Annotated in this window: 22 protein-coding genes; 8 read left to right on the forward strand and 14 right to left on the reverse strand. The window is 57.6% G+C overall.

Annotated features, from left to right (window positions below):
• Nucleotide 1 precedes the first annotated feature (1 nt).
• Together MKZ79_RS05260 and MKZ79_RS05265 are read left to right on the forward strand one after the other, a co-directional pair.
• Nucleotides 2–409 (forward strand): DUF2000 family protein, encoded by a 408-nt coding sequence (locus tag MKZ79_RS05260; RefSeq protein WP_336140570.1) that lies wholly within the window; start codon nucleotides 2–4, stop codon nucleotides 407–409.
• 218 nt (nucleotides 410–627) lie between these two features.
• On the forward strand, nucleotides 628–1,032 hold the full coding sequence (locus MKZ79_RS05265) for a (R)-mandelonitrile lyase (RefSeq protein WP_336140571.1): 405 nt from the start codon (nucleotides 628–630) through the stop codon (nucleotides 1,030–1,032).
• A gap of 1 nt (nucleotide 1,033) precedes the next feature.
• Here MKZ79_RS05265 and MKZ79_RS05270 read toward each other — a convergent pair whose 3' ends face one another.
• The 3 genes from MKZ79_RS05270 to MKZ79_RS05280 all read right to left on the reverse strand — a co-directional run bounded on the left by MKZ79_RS05270 (nucleotide 1,034) and on the right by MKZ79_RS05280 (nucleotide 2,710).
• Complete coding sequence (locus MKZ79_RS05270; protein ID WP_336140572.1) at nucleotides 1,034–1,207, reverse strand: hypothetical protein; 174 nt, start codon at nucleotides 1,205–1,207, stop codon at nucleotides 1,034–1,036.
• Nucleotides 1,208–1,216: 9 nt separating this feature from the next.
• The gene (locus tag MKZ79_RS05275) at nucleotides 1,217–2,101 is read right to left on the reverse strand and encodes a benzoate transporter (protein ID WP_336141350.1); all 885 of its coding nucleotides are present in this window, start codon (nucleotides 2,099–2,101) and stop codon (nucleotides 1,217–1,219) included.
• A 144-nt stretch (nucleotides 2,102–2,245) separates the two neighbouring features.
• The gene (locus MKZ79_RS05280; RefSeq protein WP_336140574.1) at nucleotides 2,246–2,710 is read right to left on the reverse strand and encodes a hypothetical protein; all 465 of its coding nucleotides are present in this window, start codon (nucleotides 2,708–2,710) and stop codon (nucleotides 2,246–2,248) included.
• A 553-nt stretch (nucleotides 2,711–3,263) separates the two neighbouring features.
• Between MKZ79_RS05280 and MKZ79_RS05285 the strand changes: the two genes are divergently transcribed.
• Together MKZ79_RS05285 and MKZ79_RS05290 are read left to right on the forward strand one after the other, a co-directional pair.
• Nucleotides 3,264–4,655, forward strand: coding sequence for a diaminobutyrate--2-oxoglutarate transaminase (locus MKZ79_RS05285; RefSeq protein WP_336140575.1), 1,392 nt, complete (start codon nucleotides 3,264–3,266; stop codon nucleotides 4,653–4,655).
• A 3-nt stretch (nucleotides 4,656–4,658) separates the two neighbouring features.
• Nucleotides 4,659–6,116, forward strand: coding sequence for a pyridoxal phosphate-dependent decarboxylase family protein (locus MKZ79_RS05290; RefSeq protein WP_336140576.1), 1,458 nt, complete (start codon nucleotides 4,659–4,661; stop codon nucleotides 6,114–6,116).
• Nucleotides 6,117–6,180: 64 nt separating this feature from the next.
• Here the strand turns inward: MKZ79_RS05290 and MKZ79_RS05295 are convergent, their stop codons facing one another.
• From MKZ79_RS05295 to eptB, 3 genes are all read right to left on the reverse strand, one after another.
• A complete protein-coding gene (locus MKZ79_RS05295; protein WP_336140579.1) occupies nucleotides 6,181–7,011 on the reverse strand; it encodes a DNA/RNA non-specific endonuclease in 831 nt (276 codons plus the stop codon).
• Nucleotides 7,012–7,333: 322 nt separating this feature from the next.
• Complete coding sequence (fabV, locus tag MKZ79_RS05300) at nucleotides 7,334–8,530, reverse strand: enoyl-ACP reductase FabV (RefSeq protein ID WP_336140581.1); 1,197 nt, start codon at nucleotides 8,528–8,530, stop codon at nucleotides 7,334–7,336.
• Between the two features lie 135 nt (nucleotides 8,531–8,665).
• Nucleotides 8,666–10,339, reverse strand: coding sequence for a kdo(2)-lipid A phosphoethanolamine 7''-transferase (gene eptB / locus MKZ79_RS05305; protein ID WP_336140582.1), 1,674 nt, complete (start codon nucleotides 10,337–10,339; stop codon nucleotides 8,666–8,668).
• 478 nt (nucleotides 10,340–10,817) lie between these two features.
• Between eptB and MKZ79_RS05310 the strand changes: the two genes are divergently transcribed.
• Nucleotides 10,818–12,092 (forward strand): Glu/Leu/Phe/Val family dehydrogenase, encoded by a 1,275-nt coding sequence (locus tag MKZ79_RS05310; RefSeq protein ID WP_336140584.1) that lies wholly within the window; start codon nucleotides 10,818–10,820, stop codon nucleotides 12,090–12,092.
• A 49-nt stretch (nucleotides 12,093–12,141) separates the two neighbouring features.
• Here MKZ79_RS05310 and MKZ79_RS05315 read toward each other — a convergent pair whose 3' ends face one another.
• Both MKZ79_RS05315 and MKZ79_RS05320 read right to left on the reverse strand, forming a co-directional pair.
• Complete coding sequence (locus MKZ79_RS05315; protein WP_336140585.1) at nucleotides 12,142–13,446, reverse strand: glycoside hydrolase family 10 protein; 1,305 nt, start codon at nucleotides 13,444–13,446, stop codon at nucleotides 12,142–12,144.
• Nucleotides 13,447–13,592: 146 nt separating this feature from the next.
• Complete coding sequence (locus MKZ79_RS05320) at nucleotides 13,593–14,768, reverse strand: Gfo/Idh/MocA family protein (RefSeq protein ID WP_336141351.1); 1,176 nt, start codon at nucleotides 14,766–14,768, stop codon at nucleotides 13,593–13,595.
• Between the two features lie 248 nt (nucleotides 14,769–15,016).
• Here MKZ79_RS05320 and MKZ79_RS05325 point away from each other — a divergent pair, with 248 nt between their 5' ends.
• Complete coding sequence (locus MKZ79_RS05325; RefSeq protein WP_336140586.1) at nucleotides 15,017–16,042, forward strand: LacI family DNA-binding transcriptional regulator; 1,026 nt, start codon at nucleotides 15,017–15,019, stop codon at nucleotides 16,040–16,042.
• Between the two features lie 105 nt (nucleotides 16,043–16,147).
• Here the strand turns inward: MKZ79_RS05325 and MKZ79_RS05330 are convergent, their stop codons facing one another.
• From MKZ79_RS05330 to MKZ79_RS05340, 3 genes are all read right to left on the reverse strand, one after another.
• The gene (locus MKZ79_RS05330; protein ID WP_336140587.1) at nucleotides 16,148–16,558 is read right to left on the reverse strand and encodes a hypothetical protein; all 411 of its coding nucleotides are present in this window, start codon (nucleotides 16,556–16,558) and stop codon (nucleotides 16,148–16,150) included.
• 45 nt (nucleotides 16,559–16,603) lie between these two features.
• Nucleotides 16,604–17,050, reverse strand: coding sequence for a DUF441 domain-containing protein (locus tag MKZ79_RS05335; RefSeq protein WP_336140588.1), 447 nt, complete (start codon nucleotides 17,048–17,050; stop codon nucleotides 16,604–16,606).
• Between the two features lie 79 nt (nucleotides 17,051–17,129).
• A complete protein-coding gene (locus MKZ79_RS05340) occupies nucleotides 17,130–17,765 on the reverse strand; it encodes a hypothetical protein (protein WP_336140589.1) in 636 nt (211 codons plus the stop codon).
• A 232-nt stretch (nucleotides 17,766–17,997) separates the two neighbouring features.
• Here MKZ79_RS05340 and hpxO point away from each other — a divergent pair, with 232 nt between their 5' ends.
• Complete coding sequence (gene hpxO / locus MKZ79_RS05345) at nucleotides 17,998–19,155, forward strand: FAD-dependent urate hydroxylase HpxO (RefSeq protein WP_336140590.1); 1,158 nt, start codon at nucleotides 17,998–18,000, stop codon at nucleotides 19,153–19,155.
• 70 nt (nucleotides 19,156–19,225) lie between these two features.
• On the opposite strand, the gene bla is transcribed toward hpxO, so the two are convergent.
• Genes bla through MKZ79_RS05360 form a run of 3 tightly spaced genes read right to left on the reverse strand, consistent with a single transcriptional unit; the run spans nucleotide 19,226 to nucleotide 23,051 of the window.
• The gene (gene bla / locus MKZ79_RS05350; protein ID WP_442897126.1) at nucleotides 19,226–20,125 is read right to left on the reverse strand and encodes a class A beta-lactamase; all 900 of its coding nucleotides are present in this window, start codon (nucleotides 20,123–20,125) and stop codon (nucleotides 19,226–19,228) included.
• A complete protein-coding gene (dcp, locus tag MKZ79_RS05355) occupies nucleotides 20,122–22,161 on the reverse strand; it encodes a peptidyl-dipeptidase Dcp (protein ID WP_336140591.1) in 2,040 nt (679 codons plus the stop codon). The genes bla and dcp overlap by 4 nt, the downstream gene beginning before the upstream one ends.
• A gap of 38 nt (nucleotides 22,162–22,199) precedes the next feature.
• Nucleotides 22,200–23,051, reverse strand: a complete 852-nt coding sequence (locus MKZ79_RS05360) for a LysR family transcriptional regulator (protein ID WP_336140592.1) — start codon at nucleotides 23,049–23,051, stop codon at nucleotides 22,200–22,202.
• A 90-nt stretch (nucleotides 23,052–23,141) separates the two neighbouring features.
• Here MKZ79_RS05360 and MKZ79_RS05365 point away from each other — a divergent pair, with 90 nt between their 5' ends.
• Nucleotides 23,142–23,648: a phenolic acid decarboxylase gene (locus tag MKZ79_RS05365; protein ID WP_336140593.1), complete on the forward strand. Its 507-nt coding sequence runs from the start codon at nucleotides 23,142–23,144 to the stop codon at nucleotides 23,646–23,648.
• Nucleotides 23,649–23,669: the final 21 nt, after the last annotated feature.

Raw genomic sequence — 23,669 nt, forward strand, 5'->3', positions numbered from 1 at the left:
GATGTTTGATACTAAAATTGCCTTAATTGTGCGTGACGACCTGGCCGTTTGGCAGCGGCTTAACGTGACGGCTTTTCTTGCCAGCGGCATCGCTTACGCCGCGCCGGAGATAAAAGGCGAAGCCTATATTGACGCTAACGGTCGGCGCTATGGCAGCATGGCAGGCCAGCCGATGCTGGTGTTCGCCGCCGACCTTGCAGGTTTGCAAAGCGCGCATCGCAAGGGAGTGGAGCGCGAGCTGACGCTAATCCCTTACGTTGAGGCGATGTTCTCGACCGGTCACGACGAGGCCAACCGGCAGGCTTTTCTGGCGGAAAACGCCGATAATCTGAATCTGGTCGGGCTGGCGATCCGTGGCCCGAAAAAAGCGGTGGATAAAGCGATTAAAGGATTAAAAATGCACGACTAAACCTCGCCATTATTTAAATGGCGGAACGGTACTGTTCCGCCAGCAATAATGAACGGGTTTAATCAGATCTTTGATGCTTTTATTCATGAGCCGGGCTCATTAGCTTATTCGCCTCAGTGACCTTATTTTCACCCTGCTTGTGCACTACTCTCGTTGTTGCTTATTTCTGGCCTTCCTGCCGCTTGCGCAGCGGCCTTTTTATCCGCAAGGAGAAAACAATGACTGATATTTATAAGTGCGGCTCACAGGCTTCTTACGCCGGCCCGGAAGAGTGGTTTACCGGAAAGGTACGCGTCGATCCCCTTTTCCCTGCCAACCAACCTGCCCGCGCCAGCGGCGGCAGCGTGACTTTCGAACCGGGCGCGCGCACCGCCTGGCATACGCATCCACTTGGGCAAACGCTGATTGTGACCGCAGGCTTCGGCTACGTGCAAACCTGGGGTGAACCGGCGCGGGAAATCCGCCCTGGCGACGTGGTGTGGATCCCGCCGTTTGAAAAACACTGGCATGGCGCCAGCGCCACCACCGCGCTGACCCATATCGCCATTCAGGAAGCGCAGGATGGCAAGGTCGTGGAGTGGCTGGAAAAGGTCAGCGACGAACAATATGGAGAGAAAGCCTGAGTCAGGCGAAGCGGGCAAAGTCCTTGTTATTACCGGCACCAGCCTCGGTGCGGGCGAAACCACAGCACGGCACCTTAGCGCGCTGGGCGCAATTTTTATGCCCGCCGCGCCGACCGATCAACGAGATGCCCACCAGCCAGCCGCTCTGACTTTCAATCGGGACGCGGGCCTGCATGCTCGCGCCCTACTCTTTGATAAAATCCTCAAACCGCTGCCTGTTCGCCACCAGCCATGCCGGCAACTGATGGCTGTTCACCGGCACGATTTTCATTTTGCGGGGACGATTCCAGATATCGATATTGTTCTCGACGCAGCGGCGAATATGGTCAGGATTATTAAATTCCGGCAAATCGTGCTCGGTATGGGAAATGGTCGACATCTTTTCGCTGATGCGTTCATCCGTCATCACCCAGGAGAAGTGCCAGCCGCCCTGCGGGACAACTTTAGTGCGCAGCTTGAGCCAATGCCAGCGCAGCCAGCTCTCCCGAATCGGCGTTCCGCGACGCTTAACGTTGCGCAATAATTCCGGCTGCCCCTGAAAAAAGCCTTTGAGATTTTTATAAGTGACCATTTTTGGCAGCTTGCAAAGCCGCGGCGTGCCGTCGTCGTTTAATACCTGCAGATTAAATTTAAAATTATAGAAATTTTGGTAGAGCGTGGTGCAAAGGTGCGTGCGGCTGAACTGCGCCAGCGCCTCCGGACGGGGAATTTCATCCACGTCGGAAATGATAATGATATCTTCATCCCGCGCGTCACTAAGTCCCTGCATTATCGCATTGCGCGCGTTGGTTTCATTCTGCCAGGGATCGGTTTCGCCAGCTTTGATCAACGAACTGTTTGAGCGAAACGCCTGCTGATGAATGACCGGTACGCGATCGTTCACCACATAGATAATTTTGTCGCGAAAGCGGGCGAACTTCTCTATATCGAAATGAAGACGCCGTTTTTTGCCGGTGAAAGTATAAAGAGACTCCACAATAACAAACTTATCCACGTAGTCGTGCAGCGTGTTAAGCCGTATTTCCAGCAGCATATCTTCGTCGTAATAGAGAAAGCAGTCGTAAATCACCGGGTCTACATCCATGCAAAAAATCAGAGCCGTAAATTACCAGAACTGTCCGTCTCACCACAACGTTTTGTTAAATTTAAGTAAGTAGTGGTAAGGGAATATGAAAGCACGCCCGCCGGGGCGCGCTGTCAGAAGGCGCCGTAGCTACGCCGCCGTTTTTTCAGCCCAGCCGCCGGTTAAGGTAAAGGAGACGCTGTCATCCGAGGCAAACGCTGAACCTGTATAAAGCCCTAACAGCTGATGCGTGCCTTCGTCATAAAACAGGATGCCGGTCAACGCCAGATTGGCCGCCAAATAAAAGCGCGCCGTCTGCTGAAACAGACTGTTGTAATCCGCGCTGCTGATGGTGCCGGTACTGGCCAGCTGCAGAGGGAAAATAGCCGGCGCGGCTTTGCCGGTACAGAGGTTGCTGTAGCCTTCCAGGATCTGGCAATGGATAAGATGGTCCTCGCCCTGCTGCGAAAGCGTGATCTCCGCGTTGACTTCCGGCGGCGGCTCGGTCGTCAGGATCTCGCTAACGCTGGCCTCCATGCTTTCGGGTAAATCCGGAAAGTGCTTGCGGAAAAGCGTAAGAATTTCATTGGCGTTAATATTTAACAGGTTGCTCATCGCCTTCTCCTTATTTCAAATTGTAAGCCAGCGTTAATTCATCTGAGTACAGACTATGATTTAGCTCAGAGCGAGAAAATTGTTTCATTATCGTGCAGGCCCAATCTGGCCTATAATTAAAAACAGCAGCTTATCTGTTGCCTTTGTCTTTTGTTTAAGATTTATCTCAGCACGTTTTAAACGAAGCGGTAATTCGCGACGGCCTTTATTTGCCGTTTCGCTTATTAAAGCGGTCGGGATTTCTTTGTTGTTGGCGCGGTTTTAAATCACGCTTTGCCCTTAACCGGCAAGGCTTTGCGGCCTTTTTAGCGCTCGTAAAACGCCTTTTTTGTGCCTTGTTGTAGAAATGTTAACGGAGACACAGGCGATTAATGGGTCAGAAAATCAACAACATATTGATTCCTATAGGAAAATCTTAAATAAAACTTAACAAAATTAATGATTGAGTCGGGGACTGAAAAGTCCTATATTGGCCGCGCTTTTTTACAGCGCTCACCCTTTTAATTCATTTTTCAACCACGGCGTTATTTATAACCCTGGTTGTAGGAGAGATATGATGACGGATAAAGTCCGTATTGATCATTTTGGTGCAAATTCATCAGGAAACAATGAAGCGTTTTTAGCCCGTCAGGCTGAATATGAATCGAACGTGCGCAGTTATCCGCGCAAGCTGCCGTTCGCCATCGCGAAAGCACAGGGAGTCTGGATCACAGATGTTGAGAACAATCAATATCTTGACTGCCTTGCCGGTGCCGGTACGCTGGCGCTTGGCCATAACCACCCTGATATGCTGCAGAGCATCCAAAATGTCATTACCAGTGGCTTGCCGTTACATACGCTCGATCTGACGACGCCGTTGAAAGATGAATTTTCCGCTTACCTGCTGTCGCTGCTGCCAGGCCAGGGGAAAGAGTACTGCCTGCAGTTCACCGGCCCTTCCGGCGCCGATGCCGTCGAGGCCGCGCTGAAGCTGGCGAAAAAGTATACCGGCCGCAGCGGCGTGATCAGCTTCTCCGGCGGCTATCACGGTATGACTCACGGCGCGCTGGCGGTAACAGGCAACCTGTCGCCGAAAGAAGCGGTTAACGGCATGATGCCGGAAGTGCAGTTTATGCCTTATCCGCACCTCTACCGCTGTCCGCTGGGTATCGGCGGCAAAGCGGGCGAGCAGGCGCTGGCCTACTACTTTGAAAACCTGATCAACGACGTGGAAAGCGGCGTGCGTAAACCTGCCGCTGTAATCCTGGAAGCGGTTCAGGGCGAAGGCGGCGTGAACCCGGCGCCGGTTGAATGGCTGCAGCGCATCCGCAAGGTAACGCAGGAGCACGGCATTCTGTTGATCCTGGACGAAGTTCAGGCTGGCTTCGCGCGTACCGGCAAATTCTTCGCTTTCGAGCACGCGGGCATCGAGCCGGACATCATCGTCATGTCCAAAGCCGTTGGCGGCGGTCTGCCGCTGGCCGTGCTGGGCATCAAAAAGCAGTTTGACGCCTGGGCGCCAGGTCACCATACCGGTACCTTCCGCGGCAACCAGCTGGCGATGGCTACCGGCCTGACCACGCTGCGTATCCTGAAAGACAACAACATTGCCGATCAGGTAGCTGAAAAAGGCGAATGGCTGAAAGGCCAGCTGGCCGAGCTGCAGAAACGCTATCCGGTGATCGGCCACGTGCGCGGTCTGGGCCTGATGCTGGGTATTGAGATCGTTAAACCAGACCAGCCACAGGATCATATGGGCTGCTACCCTGCCGACGGCGAGCTTTCCGCGCTGCTGCAGAAGAAGTGTTTCGAAGCGGGTCTGATCCTTGAGCGCGGCGGCCGTCACGGCTGCGTGCTGCGTCTGCTGCCTTCGCTGCTGATCAGCAAAGAAGAGCTGGGCGTGTTCCTGGATAAATTCGAAGGCGCCCTGATGGCTGCCGGCGTTAAACCTGTTTCTGCGGAGTAAATGATGTCCAGGTCCAACCCTATTCTGGCGGCTTCGGCGCAAAGCATCGAAGAGTACCAGCAGGTTATCGAGCAGACCAGCCAGGCCGTCGTGCAGTGGCTGCAGCAGCCTGAAATGTATCAGGGCAAAAGCGTCGCCGAGCTGCGCGAGCGCATTTCGCTGGACTTTAACAAGGAAGGCCTGGGCAACCAGGCCGCCATTGAGCGCGCCATTGAGCTCTTCCTGAAAGACAGCCTGTCGGTACACCATCCGCAGTGCGTGGCGCATCTGCACTGCCCAAGCCTGGTGATTAGCCAGGCCGCTGAGGTGCTGATTAACGCCACTAACCAGAGCATGGACTCCTGGGATCAAAGCCCGTCAGCTACCATCATCGAGATGAAGCTGATTGAATGGCTGCGTGCTCAGGTTGGCTACCAGGCTGGCGATGCCGGCGTCTTTACCAGCGGCGGCACCCAGAGCAACCTGATGGGGCTGATGCTGGCGCGCGACGCTTACTTCGCGCGTCGCGGCCACTCGGTACAGCAGGATGGTCTGCCGGGCGATCTGAGCAAAATCAAAGTGTTCTGCTCTGAAAATGCCCACTTCTCCGTGCAGAAGAACATGGCGCTGATGGGCCTGGGCTACCGCTCCGTCACCCTGGTGAAAACCGACCGCTTTGCGCGGATGGACACTGCCGATCTGCGTGACAAGCTGGCACAGGCGCAGGCCAACGGCGAGCAGGTACTGGCGATTGTGGCGACGGCGGGCACTACCGACGCAGGCGCTATCGATCCGCTGCGTGAAATCGCCGGCATCGCTGCAGAACACCAAACCTGGCTGCATGTTGATGCGGCCTGGGGCGGCGCGCTGCTGCTGTCTGAGCACTATCGTCACTATCTGGACGGCATTGAGCTGGTGGATTCCATCACCCTGGATTTCCACAAGCAGTACTTCCAGACCATTAGCTGCGGCGCTTTCCTGCTGAAAGATCCGAGCAACTATGAGCTGATGCGCTATCAGGCAGCCTACCTGAACTCCGAGTTCGACGAGGCGGCCGGCGTACCAAACCTGGTTTCCAAATCCCTGCAGACCACTCGCCGCTTCGACGCGCTGAAAATGTGGATGGGTCTGGAAGCGCTGGGCCAGCAGCAGTATGCGCAGATCATCGATCACGGCGTGACGCTGGCGCAGCAGGTTGCGTCTTACGTTGCCGAACAGCCGTCGCTGGAGCTGGTGATGGAGCCGCAGCTGGCGAGCGTGCTGTTCCGCTTCCGTCCGCAACAGGGCGACGACGCGGCGATTGCCCTGCTCAACCAGAAAATCGGCGACGCGCTGCTGGATTCCGGCAAGGCTAACGTTGGCGTCACCGAGCACAACGGCGTAACCTGCCTGAAGATGACGCTGCTGAACCCAACCGTCACGCTGGAAGATATCAAGCTTCTGCTGGCGCTGGTGGAGCGGACTGCGGCTGCAATCGCATAAGCGGCACCCTAAGACAGAAAAAAGCCGGTAGCGTGAGTTACCGGCTTTTTTATTGCCCTGAGAATTAAGGACAGCCCATTTCTTCCGTCGCCAGCCTTCCTTTGCTGTTTTTCAACCAAAGCGCACTATCGGGATTCAGTGCCGGCCAAAGCCTTAATGCAGGTTGGGTTCGCTTCTCAATCTCGCTGACCGTGACCTGGTAATCGCAAAAATTAGCCGATCGGGCTACCGTTTGTTCCATGATAAAAGCGGCAAACTGACCCGACTGCAGTCCGGGTTTAATAAAAACGACCTTCCAGTAACCGCTGGGTATCTTTACCGACGGCGCCGCAGGCAAGACGCCCAGATCCTGTTCAAACAACGGCCCGGTAACCACGTAAACCGCCTGGACATCAGGCCGGTTCGCCAGCGCCCTCTCCTGGTTTTCCAGTCTTGCCCACGGCCCCTGATTCAACGCCGATTTCTGCGGTGTGATATTGGAAAGGTAGTTTAGCGCTGGCCAGTCCGGGTTGCCGCCAAGGCCGGCCAGAGGAGCCTGATGCCCTCGATCCACAGCGAGCGCCCCGTGAGCGTCCCTGTAAGCGGCCGGCGCCAGCGTTTCGTCCGCAGGCAGATCGGGATCCTGTCGCCAGTTACGCGAGCGCCCGCTGGCCTGACTGGTTTTCGTTATTTTGTAAGCCACCCAGTTAGCAAACTTTGTTGTGCCATTATTGTTCAGGGTATAAACCTGACGAATAAGCAGGTTGTCGCTGCCGCCTGTGGGGCAGCCGACCGCGCAATTATCTACTGCTGGCAGAATAGCGGATTCAGACGGTTTTTGCGGCGCAGGAAAAATACAGGCGGTCAGAAGTACAGGCGCGAACAGCAGCGCAACAACGCGAAGAGTATGGGTCATGAATGTTTCCTGAAAATGATAGTGATTCAGATTCTGCTGACTCTACTACTGGAGCATATCTGAACCCTGCCGTTCATAACCCGTACTTTTTCCGAATAAATTCTGATTCGCGTTGATTTATCGCCTTATCGGCGGCAAAAGATAACATCTTGCCGCTCGTGCATCGCTGTACGCTTTTAACAAGCCGAGGGAAAGAGTGAGTGTTTTATTTTCAAAGTTATTTAACTATTAAATACCCCTGATTTTGTTCCGTTACAGGCAACGTGAATCAGCCGCGCTATGCCACATAATATTTAAGGCGTCCCGAAGGACGCCTTAATGCTTACATCTGCACCAGATTTTTGATTTTCACATCCGGGTTGACGTCAGCTTCATAATCCACGCCTGCCAGGCCAAAACCGAACAGCTGCATAAATTCGTTTTTATAGCCGGCGAAATCGGTCAGCTCGTTCAGGTTTTCATTGGTCACTGTTGGCCACAGTTTCACCACTTCATCCTGCACTTCCGGCTGCAGCTCTTTGTAGTCCGCGCGCAGACGGCCGGTTTCATCCAGAATTGGCTCGGCGCCGTACAGGCTATCTTTGAACAGGCCGTAAACCTGCTCAATGCAGCCTTCGTGCGTGCCTTTCTCTTTCATCACTTTAAACAGCAGCGACAGATAGAGCGGCATGACCGGAATCGCGGAGCTGGCCTGGGTTACCACGGCTTTCAGCACGGATACGCGCGCGTCGCCGCCTTTTTCCGCCAGCGTGTCGCGAATGGTCAGGACACGCTTGTCCAGATCCTTTTTCGCTTCGCCGATAGAACCGTTCCAGTAGATATCGTGGGTGATCTGCTCGCCCAGATAGGTAAACGCGGTAGTTTTCGCGCCGTCAGCCAGCACGCCCGCCGCTTTCAGATCGTCGATCCACATCTGCCAGTCTTCGCCGCCCATCACCGCCACGGTGCCCGCGATCTCTTCCTGCGAGGCCGGTTCCAGCGTGATTTCGGTGATGGTTTCTTTATCGGTGTTCAGACCGCGAGTCTGCAGCGTTTTGCCAACCGGCTTCAGCGTGGAGTTAAACACTTCGCCGGTCTTTGGATGGGTACGGCGCGGCGCGGCCAGGCTGTACACCACCAGATCGACCTGACCCAGATCCTGTTTAATCAGTTCGATGGTCTTCTGCTTCACTTCATCGGAGTAGGCGTCGCCGTTGATGCTTTTCGCGTACAGGCCTTTCTCTTCGGCAAACTCTTCGAAAGCCGCAGAGTTGTACCAGCCAGCGGTGGCCGGCTTGCTCTCTTCGCCCGGACGCTCAAAGAAGACGCCCAGCGTATCGGCGCCACAGCCGAAAGCGGCGGAAATGCGGGCAGCCAGACCGTAACCGGTGGAAGCGCCAATCACCAGCACCTTTTTTGGGCCGTTGGCGATGTTGCCCTGACGGGTAACGTAATCAATCTGGTTTTTTACGTTGGCTTTGCAACCCGCCGGATGGGCGGTAACACAGATGAAGCCACGGATGCGTGGTTTAATAATCATGTCGACCTCAAGAGATTCTCTTTTAAATTCGGCCCGTAGAATACCTGCTTGCGACGATTCAGGCAAAGCCGACAGCGACTTATCGCCGTCGGCCGCCCTGAAGTGCGCCATATTGCTCACTCTTCAGGCATAATTTTATTCGGCGGCGCCTGGATGGCTGACGTGGCACCAGTCGCGCAGCGAATTAATGCCGCCGTCCGGCGAAGTAAAGCCCGCGCAGCCCAGCACGCTGTCAAACAGCTTCTCGTGGAACACCGGCGTTTTTGCCTGCGCCATCTTCTTTAACTGCGCAAAAGCAGCGGCGTGATCCGGATGCTGCAAGAATTTATCCGACGCCCAGACCATAATCGGCACGGTGCGCTGCGCCATCGGCGCCTGATCGCGCGGCGTGCCGTGAAAATGCATATTCTGCGAAATCGATTCGCCGTGATCGGAAGCATAGAACACGATGGCGTTGCGGTCGCGCAGCTGATTGAAAACCTGCTCCAGCACGGCGTCGGTATAGAGCAGGCTGTTGTCGTAGGAGTTGATCATCTGCTGCGTGGTGCAGTCATCGTCAATGCCCAGACATTCCGGCTGATAGCGGGCGAAAGATCGCGGATAGCGTTCGGTATAGAGATAGTGCGAGCCTTTGGTGTGCAGGATCACCAGATGTTTGCCCTGAGGATGACGCTCTATCGAATCCTTCAGCTCGCTGACCAGCGCCATATCGTCGATAGGTTTGCCGACGTTGCGCTTCTCCGACTGGATGGTTTCCCGCAGCGCGTAGTCGTTCGCCAGCGCTTTGTTATAGAACCAGGCTTCGCTCTGCATGGCGAACAGCTCGGAGGTGAAGCCCTGCTTTCTCAGCACCGAAAAAACATTCATCTCTTTCAGCGTGCGCTCCGGCGCTTCCGACGCGCCGCCTTCGCGCACAAACATACAGCGCAGCGACAGCTTGGTCGAAGTATCACACGAGTAGCCCTGCAGCGCGGCGAGGTTGGGCTCTTTATCCAGATTAGGCGTATTGTCGCGCTCATAGCCATACACGCCCATATGATCGCGCCGCGCGCTTTCGCCGATAACAAAAACGATATAGAGGCTGTCCGCATCTTTTGGCGGCGTGTAGGTAAAGTGCGCGGCGGGATCGAACAGATTGCGGCTGTCCTCCGCCTGGCTCCAGCTGCTGTAGGCCAGAAGCCCCATACCCGACAGCCAGTTCGACGGCGAATAGGTGCCGGCGACCACGCCGCCGTAGCTGGCCATCATCCGGTTATGCTGGCGATCCAGATTGTCCTGGTGTTCACCCATCACTTTTAGCGGCAGCCAGCAGCAGAGTGCGGCGGCAAGCATGGCGCCGGCGCGACGAGCGAGAGCGCCGCCGTTACGCCGCCGCAGCGTCGCTTCCGGCAATGGCGCCAGCCACAACGCCAGCAGCGGCGGCAGGCTTACCAGGCTCAGCCACAGGCCGAAATCCCAGCCGACCGACTCTCTGGAGAGATCGAAGCTGTCGGTGGTCACCACCGCCGCGATAATCCCGTAGCCGATATCCACGTTAAAAAAGATCATGTAGTAGCTGGCGGCGACGGAAAAGAGCACCAGCAGCGAGGCGAGCAGGCGGAACAGCAGCCTTCCGCCCAGCGAAACCAGCAGCGTGGTAAAGAGCACCAGTGCGAAAGCCGCCACGACTTCAATGGCGACCGACAGGGCCGCGTCAGCGTGAAGGTGATGAAAGCGGCGCAGGAAAATCGGTAGATTCAGTAAGATGCCAATATAGAAAGCAATAAAGCAGCAGACCCGGTACTGGGTCAGAAAGTGCAGTTTTTTCATCCGTCTCGTCGTTGTTATGGCAGGTGAATGGAATAACCAAAGCGGCTTCGGTGTTGAAAACTCGGTTTTTATCTTGTCGCGCGGTAAGACAAGGTAAAGGAGCGTGAGTTTAACGTTGGCACTGAAAATTTAGTTGCAATAATGTAACAAAAAATATGTTTTCTGCGTCGGTGGTGGCTGCCAGCGTCGCGACGGCAAAATTTGAAGCTGTTCAAACTTCTGATAAATAACGGCAAACCAGAAAAATGCGCCGTTACTGCATAATTATTCCTGAAACGCGACTTGATGACTGGCCGCTGGCCATAAAGATAATTATTTATTCGTTCAGAGAGAGTTAAAGCAGCAGTTACGCCATAACTTAACAATAATTTAATGAATTAAATACATTCCATTAATGATAAATTAGCCCGCGTTCCGGTCAGATCTACTGGCTCCTTCCCTATTTCGCAGCATTTATAACTGTCAGGAAAGCATTGTAATGGACAAGCTATCTTACGCTTCAGAAAGCCGCGCTACCGCCTGGTCCACCTATCTGCAACAGATCGATCGCGTCGCGCCCTACCTGGGCGAGCTGAGCCGCTGGATCGATACGCTACGCCATCCTAAACGCGCGCTTATCGTTGATATTCCTCTGCAAATGGATGACGGCACCATTCGTCACTTTGAAGGGTTCCGCGTGCAGCACAATCTGTCGCGCGGGCCGGGAAAAGGCGGCGTTCGCTACCATCCCAATGTCGATTTAAACGAAGTGATGGCGCTCTCCGCCTGGATGACCATCAAGTGCGCGGCGGTGAATCTGCCCTACGGCGGCGCCAAAGGCGGTATCCGCGTCGATCCTTTTAAACTCTCCGAAGGCGAACTGGAGCGGCTGACTCGCCGTTATACCAGCGAGATCGGTCTGGTTATCGGCCCGCAAAAGGATATTCCGGCACCGGATGTCGGCACCAACGCGAAAGTGATGGCCTGGATGATGGATACCTACTCCATGAATCAGGGCACCACCATTACCGGCGTAGTCACCGGCAAGCCGGTGCATCTGGGCGGCTCGCTGGGACGCGAAAAAGCGACCGGTCGAGGCGTATTCGTGACCGGCCGCGAAGTGGCCCGTCGCCTGAATATTGAAACCGACGGCGCGCGCCTGGCGGTACAGGGCTTCGGCAACGTCGGCAGCGAAGCCGCCAGACTGTTTGTCGACGCTGGCGCGCTGGTGGTGGCGGTGCAGGATCACTCCGCTACGCTCTATAACGCGGAAGGCATCGACCTGGCCGCGCTCAGCGAGTGGCAGACGACGCATAAAAAGATCGCCGGCTTCAGCGGCGCGCAGGAGATCGACAGCGAAGCGTTCTGGCAGGTGCCGATGGATATTCTGATCCCGGCGGCGCTGGAAGGCCAGATTACTCGCGAACGTGCAGAAAAGCTCAGCTGCAAACTGATCCTCGAAGGCGCTAACGGCCCGACCTATCCCGACGCCGACGATATGCTGGCATCGCGCGGCATCACCGTGGTGCCGGACGTCATCTGCAACGCGGGCGGCGTAACGGTCAGCTACTTCGAATGGGTGCAGGATATGGCCAGCTTTTTCTGGAGCGAAAGCGAGATCAACGAGCGGATGGATAAAATCATGTCCGAGGCGATGATCCATATCTGGGATAAAGCGCGGGAGAAAGAGTGTAGCCTGCGTACCGCGGCCTATATCGTCGCCTGTGAGCGCATTCTGATGGCGAGGAAAGATCGCGGAATTTATCCGGGCTAATCGGCTCGCTTTTACGAAAATGCCGCGCGATTGCGCGGCATTGCTGTTTTTACGGCTGGTTACGCCAGCGATCGCGCAGCCAGCTGACCGCTTGCTGCGTTTGCGGCGCGTCGAGAAAAGCGTCGCGAAACAGAATGGTACCGGCAACGCCGGGCAGCGATTCATTCAGCTCAATCTGCCTTTTCAGCTCCGCCACGCCATTTTGCTCGCCCCACTGCGGCTCGGTGCCGGTCGGCTGACCAACCTTATAGAGCGCCACGCCGATATAGAGTTTGGTATGGCCGGAACCGACCACGTCCGCCCACCATTTCGCCAGCGTGGGATAGCGCACGATTTTCCGCTCAAACGGCCAGTACAGCTGCGGCGCGATATAGTCCAGCACCCCCTCTTTCACCCACTGGCGCGTATCGGCGAAAGCCTGATCGTAAGCCGCACCGCCGCGCGTATCCGACCCGCGTTCATCCTGATCCTGATTGCGCCAGACGCCCGCAGGACTGATGCCGAACACCACTTCGGGCTTCAGGGATTTGATAGTGGCCGCCACTTCCCGCACCAGCAGCAGCGTATTGTTGCGGCGCCAGCTGGCTTTATCGGCAAAGCCATCGCCATATTCACGCCAGCTGGCACTGTCGTCAAGCCGCGACGACGCCGTTTCGTAATAGAAGTAGTCATCGAACTGCACGCCGTCGATCGCATAGTTTTTCACCAGCTCGGCGACCACGCCATTAATCCACTGACGAACCTGCGGCAGGCCGGGATCGAGTACGAAGCGATCGCTGGCGACCCGCACCCAGTCGCGATGCAGCGCGTAAACGCTGGCTGGCGGATGCGCGAGCGTGTTTTGCAGCGCTCTGGCAGTACCGGCCGAGCTATTCATGCTGACGCGATAGGGGTTCAGCCAGGCGTGCACTTTCAGTCCCCTCTTATGCGCTTCAACCAGCATAAACTGCAGCGGGTCCCAGCCGGGATCCTGACCGGTAGTGCCGGTCAACACCGACGACCAGGGCAGAATAGCGGAGCGATAGAGCGCGCTGCCGTCGGGTTTGACCTGAAAAAAGACGGTATTGATGCCCAGCGAGACATACTTGTCCAGCCGCTCGCGCAGCGCCTGCTGCTGCCGTGCGATGCGCTGTTGCGGATCGGTAAGGTTCAGGGTTGAGGCTGGCGGCCAGTCCAGATGGCTGACCGTAGCCAGCCAGACGCCGCGCATAGGCTGAAGAAGCGGTTTAACTACCGGTGCCGGCGGCACCCAGGGCGTGACCAGAGATTTAACGTCGGTTTTACTGCTGCATCCTGTAAGCAACGTTAACAACAACAGCCCAAAGCGGGCTGCGCCCTTTTTTCCTTGCAGCATACCTTCTCCGTGATTATGACAATGTCATCAGTAATGCTCAGGCGCCTGCAAGTGTGGCCAAACGCCAAAGCGGATCAATGAAATATTATCATAATCTTGCTGGTAAAAAGCCTGCTGAAAGTTCAACGAAGCGGCAGCCCGGCGGTTTATTCGTAATTGACCCAGATCGCGCCGCTGTCGGCCGAGCGCACGCAGTTCTCCACCCAGCGCACCCCTTCCAGTCCCGCGTCGATATCGGGATAGATCAAATTCGCCAGCGCCGTCTCATCCCCACGGTTTTTAGCGTCGATAGCCAGCGCGCAGCGCAGATAGATATTGGCCCAGGCGTCGGTCAGCCCTTCCGTATGCAGCGCGCCGAGCCGATCTTCCGCCAGCGCGGCCTGGTCGAGATAGGCCATGCCGTGATGCAGCAGCTGGCTGGGCTGATTTTGTACTTCATAACGGAGCTCATTGGGCAGCCAGTCGCACCACTGCAGGCTCGCTTTCGAGCCGATGACGCGGATCTGCTGCGCGTTCATAGAGCCCGCGTCAACGGACGACGTCCACATGCGGCCTACCGCGCCGCCGTGATAGCGCATCATCACCATCGCGTTATCCTCCAGCGGCGCGCGCGAGGCGATAAAGCTTTGCCTGTCGCACAGCAGGGATTGCAGCTTCAGCTCCGGCAACACCAGCTGCGAGATATAGAAAGTATGCGTGGAGAGATCGCCCAACACAAAGCTTGGCCCGGCAACTGCAGGATCGACCCGCCATTTCTGCGCCTCGAACTTATCGGCGCTGTCGCTGGCGCTGAAGCCGTGGGTATAGCGCATATCGACCATTCTGACCTCGCCGATTTCACCGCTGGCGATCATCTGCCGCATCTGCAGCAGCATCGGATGGCCTGAATAGCCATAGGTCACGCCAACGATACGGTTTTTCTGCGCCGCCAGCGCTTTGACCTCGCGGGCCTGCTGGCTGGTAAAAAACAGCGGCTTTTCGCAGATTACATGCAGCCCGGCCTCCAGCGCGGCTTTGGTGATTTCGTAATGCGTGCCGTTGGGCGTGGCGATGGTTACCACCTCGATCCCCTCTTCGTGCTGCCGCTCGCGGCTGAACAGCTCCCGGTAATCCGCATAGCAGCGATCGGCGTCCAGGCCAAGATGAACGCCGAAATCCCGGCCGCGATCGGCATCAATGTCAAAAGCGCCCGCTACCAGTTGGAAAGCCGTATTGTCGTGCAGCGCGCCGCTGCGATGTTTATAACCTACCTGGCTCAGCCTGCCGCCGCCAACCATCGCCCAACGTAACGGACGCGCTAATTTTTTCTCTCCGTTTAACATAGCCACCTCGTTTTCATGTTTTATGCAGGGTACGCGTCCGCGCTATCCCGCTTTTTGCAACCGGGTGCAAATAAAGCTGAAGATAGCCGTCGCTCCGTGTAATCTCGTCGACAGCAGCCCGGAAGTCAAAATGCATCAGGCGAAAATTCTGCTGAGGATCACAGGAAAAACTTTTTTTGCAACCGGGTGCATGCGCAGGAAGCGTTTGTGCCTTACACTGCGTTTTTTATTGGCAGCAAGGAGTCAGCGTGAACTCGAAATCCCGACCGCCCGCCGCAGTCAAAAAAGCCACGGCCAGCGACGTCGCCGAGCTGGCTGGCGTCTCTAAATGGACCGTTTCCCGCGCCTTTACCGACGGCGCCTCGATTTCGCCTCAGGCGCTGGCGCGCGTGCAGCAGGCGGCGGCGCAGCTTGGCTATCGCCCTAATTTGCTGGCGCGCGGGCTGGCCAGGAAGCGTTCGCGGCTAATCGGCGTGGTGGTGGACGAGATGCAAAACCCTAACCTGCTGGCGCTGCTGGATGAAGCGACGCGGCAGCTACAGCTGCGCGGTTACATGGCGCTGCTGCTGAATATCAGCGCGACGGGATCGGAAGAAGCGGTGCTGACGCTGGCGGATCAGCTGCAGGTAGATGGCCTGCTCTTTATGGGGACGTTGCTCAGCGACCGGCTGATTGCGCTGGCGCGCGATATCCATCAGATTCCGCTGGTGCAGCTCTGCCGCAACGACGCCAATCCCTATATTCAGATTATCAATACCGACGGCTATCAGGCGGGCCGCCAGATCGCGATGATCCTGCATCAGCAGGGCTATCAGCATTTCGGCTATATGAAAGGGCCGGACACGGAATCCACGCAGCTGCTGCGCTATGAGGGCTACTGCGATTCGCTGCGGGAGCTGGGCGTGGAACAGCAAAATATCACGCTGCTGAAAGCCAACCACTACGACCGCGCCAGCGGCTTCAGGGCCTTTAGCGATCATCTTGCGCAAACGCCGCGCGCGCAATGGCTGGACGCGTTGTTCTGTGAAAACGATATTCTGGCGATAGGCACGCTGGACGCGCTGGCGGCCCTGGCGCCGACGCATCATCCGGGGATCGTCGGCTACGATGATATTGAGCTGGCTTCCTCGCCCCGCTATCAGCTCACCACGCACGCTCAGCCGCTACGCGCTATGCTGGAGGATGCCGTTCGTCGTTTAACGTCGTCGGTGCCAGCGGAAGCGGTAAATCATCAGGATCGGCTCTGTTTGCGGCAGTCGCATCTGCGCCGCTGATTAGCCATGCCCGGTGACATTCGCCAGCCAGCAGGAATCGCCGCTAACGCCCTGTGCCGTTGAGTTGTGGCCGGTTCTGCTGCCTTTTTACCGCTTTGCGCGGGTTTACGCTTTCGCCGCCTGTGCCGCCTGGTAGCGCGCTTTAAAGGCTTCGTTCTCTTCGCTCAGGCGGATCGCCGCTTCGATCAGCTCGTTCTGGTTCAGCGAAGTTCCGCCTTCGCTGGTGCGCCAGTGAATATAGAGCACGCAGAGCGCCGCCACCTGCAGCAACTCGTTTTCCGCACTGCCGCCGTCAAAGCCATACTCTTCGTCGCACCAGCGGTAGATCTCGTCGACAAAAGGCATCTCGCCCTGCTCATCCAGCGGCGGCAGGCTGGCGAACAGTTCGATCATCTCCGGCGTGGCGACGTAGCTGCTGCGGCCAACCGCGTCCAGCTGTTTGCCGCGGGCGCGGGCGTTGTTGGCCTGTTTGGCTTTAAGTTTGGCGCGCTTGTTGCGCTTGTCCTGCTTGCTCACCGGCTTCTCCTGGCGAAAAAAAAGAGCGGTATCATAGCAGACGCGCTACATTTTGCCGATAAACAGCGAAACCAGCCCGGCGGCAATCAGCGGCCCTACCGGTACGCCGCGAAACAGCGAGACGCCAATGATCGTGCCGATCAGCAGACCGCCCACGATAGTCGGCTGCGAGCTCATCAGGCTGACGCCGCGGCCACCAACCCAGGAGACGAAAATGCCGATCGCAATTGCCAGCAGCGACTTCCAGTTCAGAAACGAGTGCATCAGCGTGCTGGTCGGCAGCGCGCCGCTGGCGATGGGCGCCATCACGCCAATGGTCAAAATAATTATCCCAACAGTCACGCCCTGCTTCTCAATCCACGGAAAAAAAGCGTTTAGCGGCGTCATGCGCACCACGATCAGCACCAGTAAAGCGATAGCGACGGTCAGGTTGTGGCTAAAGTAGCTGAGCCCTGCCAGCAACAGCAGAATAAACAGCGTTAAATCGAACATAGTGGTTTCCTGTCAAAGCGTGGGGCTACACCATAAAACGCTTTGCCGTCGCGCTCTACTCTTTTTAACGCCTTTAAAATCAAAGGATCGCGTCGATAGCGGCCTGCAGGCTAATTTCGGGGCCGGTCAGCACCGACAGCGTGGTGTTGATATACTTCTCCGCGCCCGCCATCGAACTTTGCGCCAGCACAATGCAGCCCAGCGCGCACTCGTGCCGCTCACGGATATAGCGGGCGATTTGCTGATGATAGCCGTCGATGTCGCCATGATTGAAAAAAGCCCAGGCGCGCGGGATCAGCTCCACCGCCAGTCTGCCGTCGGGAATAAAAGCTTCAAAGAGTCGGGTCGTTGCGTCAAGGGTGGCATGCGCGGTACAGAGCACCAGCACCGCGCCGTGATAGCCCGCCGCCGCCCTGGCCAGCGCCGCGTCCACGCGGATTACCGGCTTGCTGAAGGCTTTCGCCTCCAGCGCGACGATGCCCAGCGTGGTACAGGTTACGATTACCGCATCGGCATGACGACACATCTCCTCCAGAATCTGCCGCACATCGTTCGCGATGTCGGCGGTGACTTCGCCAGCTTCGATCGCGCTGGTTAACAGCTCGCTTTCTACACGGTGCAGCAGCTGAATATCGTCATAATCCAGCGTGCGCAGCGCCGTTTCAAACAGTGCGATATTGCTTGTTGCCGCATGCAGACAGGCTATGGTCGCCATTTTGCTCTCTCCGGAAAAAATAGTGCTGCCACTGTGGCAAATTCCGCCGCCTGTTGCCAGTTCTTCAACCTGCAGTATCGCTTTTGTTTCATCCAGGCTTCCCCGCAATGGTGCAATGCGCCAGCCTGAGGCAGAAATTTAACGAAACTTTTGTTTCAGATGCGCGCCGTGCCGTGCTGACGTAGCTGGTACAAAAGTTGCAGCGTCTCCGCAAAGCCTGGAGGAGAAAAAGATGAAAGCACTGATTATGGGCGCCGGGATCGGCGGCCTCTGTACCGCCATCGCGCTACGGCGTTGCGGCATTGAAACCGCCGTTTTTGAGGCGGTCAAAGAGATTAAGCCGGTCGGCGCGGCGATTTCAATCTGGCCTAACGGCGTCAAGTGCCTGAACTATCTGGGCATGAAGGAGCCGCTGCGTGCGCTCGGCGGCAATATGGAGAGCATGGCCTATCACGACGCTTTTTCCGGCGCGCCGTTGACGCAATTCAGCCTGGCGCCGCTGGTGGCCGAAGCGGGCGAACGGCCTTATCCGGTCGCAAGGGCGGAACTGCAGGCGATGCTGCTGGAGAGCTATGGCCGTGAGCAGGTGCAGTTTGGCAAGCGAGCGATCGGCGTTGAACAGCACGATCGCGGCGTGACGGCCTTTTTTAATGACGGCAGCGAGGCGCAAGGCGATCTGCTGATCGCCTGCGACGGCACCCATTCCGCGATCCGCCCCTGGGTGCTGGGCGAAACCGTGCCGCGGCGCTACGCGGGCTACGTTAACTGGAACGGGCTGGTCACGCTGGACGAGAGCATCGCGCCCGCTTCTCAGTGGACGACTTTCGTCGGCGAAGGCAAACGGGTTTCGCTGATGCCGGTGGCAGGCAATCGCTTCTACTTTTTCTTCGATGTGCCGCTGCCGTTGGGGCTGGCGGAAGATCGCGACACGCTGCGCGCCGATCTGCAGCGCTATTTTCACGGCTGGGCCGCGCCGGTGCAAAGGCTGATTAGCCAGATCGATCCCGCCACCACTAACCGCGTCGAAATTCATGATATCGAGCCTTTTCCACAGCTGGTAAAAGGCCGCGTGGCGCTGCTTGGCGACGCGGCGCACAGCACCACGCCCGATATCGGCCAGGGCGGCTGCGCGGCGATGGAGGATGCGGTGGTGCTGGCGCACTGCCTGCAAACCCATTCGCTGGGTATTGAGGATGCGCTGCTGCGCTATCAGGCCAGCCGCGCCGAACGCGTCAAAGAGCTGGTGCTGAAAGCGCGCAAGCGCTGCGACATTACGCACGGCAAAGAGATCGGCGTGACGCAGCAATGGTATCAGGAATTAAAAAGCGAAACCGGCGAGCGCGTGCTGCGAGGCATGCTCGACACCATTCAGGGCGGCCCGTTCGGCTGACGCCGCGCAGAGAGCCTAAAAGCGGAAACATAGCGGCGCTGCCGGAACAGCGCCAAAGATCACTGGCGATTCAGGCTGGCTTAAGCGCTGCCAGCGCGATGCTGGCCGCCTGCGCCAGCACCTCCTGGCGGCTTTTGGCCGCTTTATCGTGCTGAGTGAAGTAAATGGCCAGCACCAGCGGCGACGCGGCAGGTCGCCAGATCGCCGCCACGTCATTGGTGGTGCCGTAGTCGCCGCTGCCGGTTTTATCGCCGACGATCCAGCCGGCGGGCGTCGCTGCGGCAATCGCCTTTTTCCCGGTAGTATTGCCTTTCAGCCACTCGTTAAGCTGCTGCCGCCGTGCTGCGCTCAAGATCATGCCCTGCGCTTTACCGTCGCCCAGCGTCAGCTGCCGCAGATTATGCGCCATTTGCAGCGGCGTGCTGCTGTCGCGCGGATCGCCAGGTATGGCGCTGTTTAGCGTCGGCTCATTTCTGTCGAGCCGCGTAATGCCGTCGCCGCCTTCGCGCAGAAAACGAGTCAGCCCGGCGGGGCCGCCCAGCTCTTTCAGCAGCAGATTGGCCGCCAGATTATCGCTGTAGCGAAGCGCCGCCGCGCACAGCGCCTCTACCGTCATGCCCTCTTCACGAAGGCCAGCGGTGACCGGCATCCATGCCAGTTCTTCCTCGCGGCGCCAGTAAAGACGCTTTTGCAGCAGGTCTGGCTGCGCGCGCTGCAGAATGGCCGCCACAGCCAGCACTTTAAAAGTGCTGCAGAGCGGAAATCGTTCTTCGCCGCGATAGTGAAGCAGGCAGCCGTCGCCATCCAGCAGAGCGAGGCCGATGCGCCCGTTCGCCTGACGCTCCAGCCCGGCAAGCTGCTGCGCCAGCGTGGCGGAATCTGCCTGCGCCAGACGAGAGAAAAAGCCCGACGCCAGCGGCGTCAGCAGAGCCGCCAGCAGCAGCCGGCGGCGTTGTAGAGAGAAGCTCACTTTAGTCCCCGGTTAAGCAGCATGGCTTCGATTTGCGGATCTCTGCCGCGCCAGCGCGCGTACAGCGCTTTCAGATCTTCGCTGTTGCCGCGCGATAATATTTTCTCCCGGAATAGCTGGCCGTTTTCGCGCGTCAGCCCGCCGTGTTCGCGGAACCAGTCGAAACCGTCGTCGGCCAGCATCTGCGTCCACAGATAGGCGTAGTAGCCGGCCGCGTAGCCGCCGCCCCAGATATGCTGAAAGTAGCTGGAGCGATAGCGCGGCGGCACCTCAGTCAGGGCGATCTGCTCCGCCTGCAGCGCCTGTTGTTCAAAATCGACGACGTCCTGTTCCGGCAGATCGGCGGCAAGGCTGTGCCAGCGCATATCCAGCAGCGCGGCGGCCAGCAGCTCGGTCATGTCGTAGCCCTTGTTAAATTTGCTGGCGTTAATGATTTTCTCATGCAGCGCGGCAGGCATCGGCTCGCCGCTCTGATAGTGGCGGGCGAAATGACGGAAGACCTGCGCATCGCTGGCCCAGTGTTCGTTGAGCTGGGAAGGAAACTCAACAAAGTCCCGCGGCGTCGCGGTGCCGGAAAGCGAAGGATAGCGCTGTTCGGCGAAAAGGCCGTGCAGCGTATGGCCAAATTCATGGAACAGCGTGATCACATCATCCCACGCGAGCAGCGCCGGTTCGCCTGCCGCAGGTTTGGCGTAGTTGCAGACGTTATAGATAACGGGCTGCGTACCAAGCAGCGTGGACTGGTCGACGAAATTGCCCATCCAGGCGCCGCCGGCCTTGTTATCGCGCTTGAAATAGTCGGTGTAGAACAGCGCCATCGGCTCGCCGTTGGCATCCGAGATCTCATAGACGCGAACATCGGGATGATAAACGGGAATATCGTCGCGGGCTTTAAAGGTGATGCCATAGAGCTGCGTCGCCGCCCAGAAAACGCCGTTTTCCAGCACGTTATTAAGCTCAAAGTAGGGTTTGATCTGATTTTCATCCAGATCGTAATTCGCTCTGCGCACCTGTTCCGCGTAAAAAAGCCAGTCCCAGGGCTGCAGCGCGAAACCGCCCTGCTGCTGATCGATAACTTTTTGGATATCCGCCGCTTCACGCCGGGCGCGAGCGGTGGCTGCCGGCACGATGGCGCGCATAAAATCGAGCGCCGCCTGCGGCGATTTCGCCATTTGATCCTGCAATTTCCACTCGGCATAGCTGGCGAAGCCCAGCAGCTGCGCCTGACGCGCGCGAATGCTGGCCAGGCGAGCGATCAGCGCGCGGGTATCGTTATCGTCGCCTTTTTCGGCACGGCTCCACGCGGCTTTGAACAGCGCTTCCCGCGTTTCGCGGCGGCTGAGGTTTTGCAGATCCGGCTGCTGCGTGGTGTTTTGCAGCACCAGCAGCCACTGCTGCCGCAACCCTTTCTCCTGGGCCGCCGTGGCCGCCGCTGCCAGTTCCGCCTCGCTTAAGCCCGCCAGCGCCGCCGCATCGGTAACGGTAAGCCCGCCCGCTTTGGTTGCCGCCAGCAGCTTATTGGCGAACTGGGTGGTCAGCGTAGCCGCCTGCTGGTTAAGCACCTTAAGCTGCGCTTTTTGCTCTTCGTTCAGGCTGGCACCGGCGAGCTGAAACGCCTGCCAGGTCACTTCCACCAGCCGCAGCGACTCCGCGTCCAGCGCCAGGCTCTGCCGCTGCTGATAAACCTGGTCAAGCCGCGCGAACAGTTGGCCGTTCAGGTGGATATCATCCTCCAGCGCCGCCAGCTTCGGCGACATCTCTTCGTCCAGCTGCTGCAGCAGATCGCTGGTGTTGGCCGAGGTCATCGCGTTGAATACGCTCTCGACGCGTCGCAGCATCTCTCCGCACTGCTCCAGCGCCTGATAAGTGTTGGCGAAATCCGGCTGTTCGGCGCTGTCGGCGATGCGCGCCACCTCCTCGCGCTTTTGCCGTATGGCTTCTTCCAGCGCCGGTCGGTAGTCGGCTTCGGTAATCTTGTCGAAAGGCGGCGCCTGAAACGGCAGCGGACTCGGCTGGCTGAATGGTTGGGTCGGCATAGCATCTCTCCTTTACGCAACAACTGGAATGAAGGCCGTCAGCCGTCGCGGCTGAACAGCCGGATCAGCGTCTGAATTTGCCGATCCTCAGGTGATAACTCTTTTACTATCAGATGTAAGGGTGTAGCACGTCTGCCGCCATGCGTCATGGGAAGAATCTTCAGCACGCCGGCGTCCAGCAGCGGCGCGACGCGATCCCAGGGCAGCCAGCCGTAGCCAACCTGAGCCACGACCGCCTCCATCGCCGCGTCGATGGTGGAAAACGTCCAGCATTCAGCCGCGTCAGGGGCGTTCCCCTGGCGTTCCGCAATGCGGATTAGCGGATAAGCCGCCAGGCTCTCTTCGCTCAGCGGCGCGCTCTGCCGATGTAGCGGATGATCGCAATGCGCTATGGCAACAAAGTCGATATTCATCAGCCACTCGCCCCGACCGGTGATGTCCTGGCGACGCGTCAGCACCATCACATCCGCTTCCGGCCGATCCACAGCGTCGCTTTCCAGCACCTCGGTCAGATTGATCTGCGTATGCGGATGCAGCTGTTGAAACTGGCGAAGGATGGCGAACAGGCGATGGCGCGGAAAAATCGCGTCCACGACCAGCTCCAGCCTGGTGCGCACGCCTGTTTTCAGCGTGGCGGCGTGTGCTTCTGCGTAATGGAAAGCCTTCAATAGCGGCCTTACGCGCGCCAGCAGCTGTTCGCCTGCCGGCGTCAGCACGGTACGGCGTCCCTGCGGCTGCAGCAGCGCCACGCCGAGCCTCTCCTGCAGCTGGGCCAAATTGTAGCTGACCGAAGACTGGCTGCGGCAGGTCGCCTCCGCCGCGCTGGCAAAGCTGCCCAGCTCGACCACTTTTTCCAGTAAAACCCACTGCTCCAGCGTTGTTTTATGCATGAATTATTCAATTATTCGATGAATATTATTCAAAAGTAGCGTTATTAATTCAAAAAATAAACTGATAATTTACAGAAAACAGAGGAGGAAATGATGAAATTCGACAAAAACGATCTGAACGGTCTGGTAGGCAAACACCTTGTTTATACCTACGACAACGGCTGGAACTATGAGATTTACGTTAAAAATGAGCGGACGCTGGACTACCGCATTCACAGCGGCCTGGTCGGCAATCGCTGGGTCAAAGACCAGCAGGCTTACATTGTGCGCGTCGGCTCGGATATCTATAAAATTTCCTGGACAGAGCCAACCGGCACCGATGTCAGCCTGACGGTGAACCTGGGCGACAGCCTGTTCCACGGCACCATTTTCTTTCCGCGCTGGGTTATGGATAATCCGCAAAAAACCGTTTGCTTCCAGAACGACCATCTTGCCGAAATGGCACGCTATCGCGAAGCCGGGCCGGCTTACCCTACGGAAGTGATTGACGAATTCGCCACTATCACTTTTATCCGTGACTGCGGTCGCGACAACGACAGCGTGATTGCCTGCGCGGCAAGCGAGCTGCCCGCGAACTTTCCGGATAACCTGCGCTAATCGGATAAACCCAATACAGGA

This window comes from Erwinia sp. CGal63, assembly GCF_037026505.1.
Taxonomy (GTDB): Bacteria; Pseudomonadota; Gammaproteobacteria; order Enterobacterales; family Enterobacteriaceae; genus Erwinia.

What these genes read in the sequence shown, in the direction of transcription:
- MKZ79_RS05310 (WP_336140584.1), top strand. Translation starts at nt 10,818, where the DNA reads ATGGACAAGCTATCTTACGCTTCAGAAAGCCGCGCTACCGCCTGGTCC.
- MKZ79_RS05260 (WP_336140570.1), top strand. Translation starts at nt 2, where the DNA reads ATGTTTGATACTAAAATTGCCTTAATTGTGCGTGACGACCTGGCCGTT.
- MKZ79_RS05285 (WP_336140575.1), top strand. Translation starts at nt 3,264, where the DNA reads ATGATGACGGATAAAGTCCGTATTGATCATTTTGGTGCAAATTCATCA.
- MKZ79_RS05315 (WP_336140585.1), bottom strand. Translation starts at nt 13,446, where the DNA reads ATGCTGCAAGGAAAAAAGGGCGCAGCCCGCTTTGGGCTGTTGTTGTTA.
- MKZ79_RS05360 (WP_336140592.1), bottom strand. Translation starts at nt 23,051, where the DNA reads ATGCATAAAACAACGCTGGAGCAGTGGGTTTTACTGGAAAAAGTGGTC.
- MKZ79_RS05280 (WP_336140574.1), bottom strand. Translation starts at nt 2,710, where the DNA reads ATGAGCAACCTGTTAAATATTAACGCCAATGAAATTCTTACGCTTTTC.
- fabV (WP_336140581.1), bottom strand. Translation starts at nt 8,530, where the DNA reads ATGATTATTAAACCACGCATCCGTGGCTTCATCTGTGTTACCGCCCAT.
- eptB (WP_336140582.1), bottom strand. Translation starts at nt 10,339, where the DNA reads ATGAAAAAACTGCACTTTCTGACCCAGTACCGGGTCTGCTGCTTTATT.
- dcp (WP_336140591.1), bottom strand. Translation starts at nt 22,161, where the DNA reads ATGCCGACCCAACCATTCAGCCAGCCGAGTCCGCTGCCGTTTCAGGCG.
- MKZ79_RS05265 (WP_336140571.1), top strand. Translation starts at nt 628, where the DNA reads ATGACTGATATTTATAAGTGCGGCTCACAGGCTTCTTACGCCGGCCCG.
- MKZ79_RS05295 (WP_336140579.1), bottom strand. Translation starts at nt 7,011, where the DNA reads ATGACCCATACTCTTCGCGTTGTTGCGCTGCTGTTCGCGCCTGTACTT.
- MKZ79_RS05320 (WP_336141351.1), bottom strand. Translation starts at nt 14,768, where the DNA reads ATGTTAAACGGAGAGAAAAAATTAGCGCGTCCGTTACGTTGGGCGATG.
- MKZ79_RS05290 (WP_336140576.1), top strand. Translation starts at nt 4,659, where the DNA reads ATGTCCAGGTCCAACCCTATTCTGGCGGCTTCGGCGCAAAGCATCGAA.
- MKZ79_RS05335 (WP_336140588.1), bottom strand. Translation starts at nt 17,050, where the DNA reads ATGTTCGATTTAACGCTGTTTATTCTGCTGTTGCTGGCAGGGCTCAGC.
- hpxO (WP_336140590.1), top strand. Translation starts at nt 17,998, where the DNA reads ATGAAAGCACTGATTATGGGCGCCGGGATCGGCGGCCTCTGTACCGCC.
- MKZ79_RS05365 (WP_336140593.1), top strand. Translation starts at nt 23,142, where the DNA reads ATGATGAAATTCGACAAAAACGATCTGAACGGTCTGGTAGGCAAACAC.
- MKZ79_RS05270 (WP_336140572.1), bottom strand. Translation starts at nt 1,207, where the DNA reads ATGCAGGCCCGCGTCCCGATTGAAAGTCAGAGCGGCTGGCTGGTGGGC.
- MKZ79_RS05340 (WP_336140589.1), bottom strand. Translation starts at nt 17,765, where the DNA reads ATGGCGACCATAGCCTGTCTGCATGCGGCAACAAGCAATATCGCACTG.